We start from the raw sequence: 3,357 nt of genomic DNA, 5'->3' as shown, positions 1-3,357 counted from the left end.
CCGGCCACAGGTTGCCGAACAGGGTGATCGTGGTGGCCGCGATGGCGAGGGCGGTGCCGGTGAAGGCGATGCCCTCGCGGCCGCGCAGCGCCGCCGCGAGGCCGCCCGCGCCGGGATCGGCCGCGTCGACCGCCGCCGCGCCGAGCGCGACGCGATGCTGGAGCGGCTCCCGGTGCCCGGCGCCGGCGAGGGCCGCCCGCTGATCTACCTGATCGTCGCGACCGGCGACATCTGCGAGGACATCCCGCAGGCGCAGGCCGCCGCGCGGGAGGGCGCCGACGTCGTCGCGGTGATCCGCTCGACCGGCCAGTCGCTGCTGGACTTCGTCCCCGAGGGCGCGACCCGCGAGGGCTACGCCGGCACCTACGCCACCCAGGAGAACTTCCGGCTGATGCGCGCGGCGCTGGACGAGGTGTCGCGCGAGCTCGGCCGGTACGTGCGGCTCACCAACTACGCCTCCGGGCTGTGCATGCCGGAGATCGCGACGCTCGCCGGGCTGGAGCGCCTGGACATGATGCTCAACGACTGCATGTACGGGATCATCTTCCGCGACATCAACCCGCGCCGGACGTTCATCGACCAGCGCTTCTCCCGGCAGATCCACGCCCGCGCCGGCATCGTGATCAACACCGGCGAGGACAACTACCTCACCACCGCCGACGCGGTCGACGCCGCGCACACCGTGATCGTCAGCCAGCTGCTGAACGAGCGGTTCGGGCACGAGGCGGGCCTGTCCGACGCGCAGCTCGGCCTCGGCCACGCCTTCGAGATCAACCCGGCGGTCCCCGGGTCGTTCCGGCTGGAGCTCGCGCACGCGCAGCTCGTCCGCGAGCTGTTCCCGGACGCGCCGCTGAAGTACATGCCGCCGACCAAGCACATGACCGGCAACATCTTCCAGGGCTACCTGCTGGACGCCTTCTTCAACCTCGCCGGGGTGATGACCGGGCAGTCGATCATCCTGATCGGGATGATGACCGAGGGCATCCACACCCCCTGGCTGTCGGACCGCGACCTGGCGCTGGAGAACGTCCGCTACGTCCGCGACGCCTGCGCCGGGCTAGCCGAGGACTTCCGGCCCCGCCCGGACGGCATGCTCGTCCAGCGCGCCAAGCAGGTGCTGTCGGAGGCGGTGGAGCTGCTGGAGCGCGTCGAGGGCGACGGGCTCCTCACCGCGATCGCCGAGGGCACCTTCGGGGTGACGCGCCGCCCGCCCGACGCCGGCAAGGGCCTGGACGGCGTCGTCGCCCGCGCCGACGGGTACTGCAACCCCGCCATCGAGATCCTCGACGCCGAGGACCCGCACGCCGCCCACGCCGAGCAGGAGGTGCCCGCATGACGGTCGAGTCGCCTGGCGCGCAGGCCCCGGCCCAGCCCGCCGACACCCGGCAGGTGATCCGCCCCTACGGCGACACCACCGGCGACGGGATGGTGCAGATGTCGTTCACCCTGCCGGTCCCGGCGGGGCCGCGCGCCGACGCCGCCGCGCTCCAGCTCGCCGGGAAGATGGGCCTGGACCCCGCGAGCGTCGTCCACGCCAAGCCGATGGGCCCCGACTTCACCTTCTTCATCGTGTACGGGCGCGTCGGGCACCTGATCGACTACGCGTCGATCCCCGTCCCCGAGGGCCGAGAGTACCCGCTGCTGACCGCCACGGAGGTCAACCTCGCCATCCGCCGCGCGCTGAACCGGCGGCTGGTCGTGGTCGGCGCCTGCATCGGCACCGACGCCCACACCGTCGGGATCGACGCGATCCTCAACGTCAAGGGGTTCGCGGGCGAGAAGGGCCTGGAGTACTACCGCGAGATCCACGTCGTGAACATGGGCGCCCAGGTGACCGTCGCCGAGCTGGTCGAGCGCGCGAAGGCCGAGGACGCCGACGCCGTCCTGGTCTCCCAGGTCGTCACGCAGAAGAACGCCCACCTGCACAACACCAAGCAGATGGCGGCCGCGTTCCACGCCGAGTACCCGACCGCCGTGGCCGCCGGGATGGGACGGCCGCTGCTGGTCGCGGGCGGCCCCCGCTTCGACACCGTCACCGAGGAGGACCTCGGCGTCGACCGGATCTTCGGCCGGGGCACCACGCCCGCGGAGGTCGCGAGCTACCTCGTCCACGCGCTGCTGCCCGGCGGGTCCGTCCCCGAGAGCGGCGGCGAGGACCCCGAGCCCGGAGAGGACGGCCGATGAGCGACCCCCGCGAGGGACTGACCGTCACCCACCGCCGCTACGTCCCCTACGCCCACGCCCACTACGCCGGCGACCTCCTCGACGGCGCCTACGTCCTGGGCCTGTTCGGGGACGTGGCCACCGAGGTCTGCATCCGCGCCGACGGCGACGAGGGCCTGTTCGCCTCCTACTCGGACGTGCAGTTCCGCGCCCCCGTCCGCGCCGGGGACGTGCTGGAGGCCACCGCCGTGGTCACCCGCGTCGGGACCCGCAGCCGCACGCTGGACTTCGAGGCCCGCGTGGTGTGCCGCGGCCGCCCCGGCAAGGGCGAGTCGGCCGCGGAGGTCCTCGCCGAGCCGATCATCGCGGTCACCGCGACCGGAACCGTCGTCGTCCCGGCCCCCGGCGGCTGAGGCGGCGGCGGACGGGCCCGGCACCCGGCGGATCCGTCCGCGCGGGCCCCGCCCGGCCCGTGAACCGCCACTGACCTGCGATCATGGCTCTGAGCTGGGAAAACATGGAGTCGCCGCAGAACATGCGGCGGTTGACAAGGCCGTGGAAGCCGGTAGTTTTGCAGCAGTCCAGCACGGGACTCACCGATCGGCCGCCCGAGCCGCCGCCGGGCACCGCGCGCGACGGGACGGCAACGGCGAGCACGCCCCGCCCGTCCGAGCCAGTGCGGTGATCCGGAAGCCGCGCCCGAGCGGAGCCGCCCGATCGCGCGGGGGCTTGGACCCGGGAAGGGCCCGGACATCCAGTAGAAAACGGAGCCTCGTTCTCACCGCCTGTGGGACGACTCCGGCCCGATGGGTGTCGCGGGCCCTCTTCCGTGTCCCCTGCCGCCCCCCGGCCCGCGCGCGCCGGATTCCCCCACACGTGCGTCGGATTCCCTCTCACGTGCGTCGTGCGGGCCCGCTTCCGCTCACTCGCGACCAGGACGGATCCGCTCCGGCACGCGATGATGGTGGGCGGCGGTACCGCGTCCGCGCGCCCCATCGCACGCCTCGTCGCACGCCCGCGCCGCCCCGCGCCGGGGCGCCGTGACCGGGTCGTGGTCGCCGTGGCCCCCGCGGCCCGGTAGCGTTCCCGCCAGCGGATCGAACGAGCGAGGTGTGGAGTTGGCCCAGGAGACCCTCCCGGAGCGCGCCCGGGCCGCGGAACCGGCCGCCGGCGCCCGCCCGGGACGGCTGAGCC

At 73.8% G+C, this 3,357-nt stretch carries 3 protein-coding genes; all 3 read left to right on the top strand.

Going from position 1 to position 3,357, the window contains the following annotated elements:
* A partial coding sequence (kamD, locus tag E1300_RS48590) for a lysine 5,6-aminomutase subunit alpha (RefSeq protein WP_131764018.1) occupies window positions 1-1,336 on the top strand: 1,336 nt, incomplete at its 5' end.
* On the top strand, window positions 1,333-2,184 hold the full coding sequence (kamE, locus tag E1300_RS48585; protein WP_131764017.1) for a lysine 5,6-aminomutase subunit beta: 852 nt from the start codon (window positions 1,333-1,335) through the stop codon (window positions 2,182-2,184). The genes kamD and kamE, both read left to right, overlap by 4 nt.
* Window positions 2,181-2,576: a 3-aminobutyryl-CoA ammonia lyase gene (gene kal / locus E1300_RS48580; RefSeq protein ID WP_131764016.1), complete on the top strand. Its 396-nt coding sequence runs from the start codon at window positions 2,181-2,183 to the stop codon at window positions 2,574-2,576. The genes kamE and kal overlap by 4 nt, the downstream gene beginning before the upstream one ends.
* The last annotated feature ends 781 nt before the right edge of the window (window positions 2,577-3,357 follow it).

The organism is Actinomadura fibrosa, assembly GCF_900659615.1.
Classification (GTDB): domain Bacteria; phylum Actinomycetota; class Actinomycetes; order Streptosporangiales; family Streptosporangiaceae; genus Spirillospora; species Spirillospora fibrosa.
This window is presented reverse-complemented; position numbering and strand designations above follow the sequence as displayed.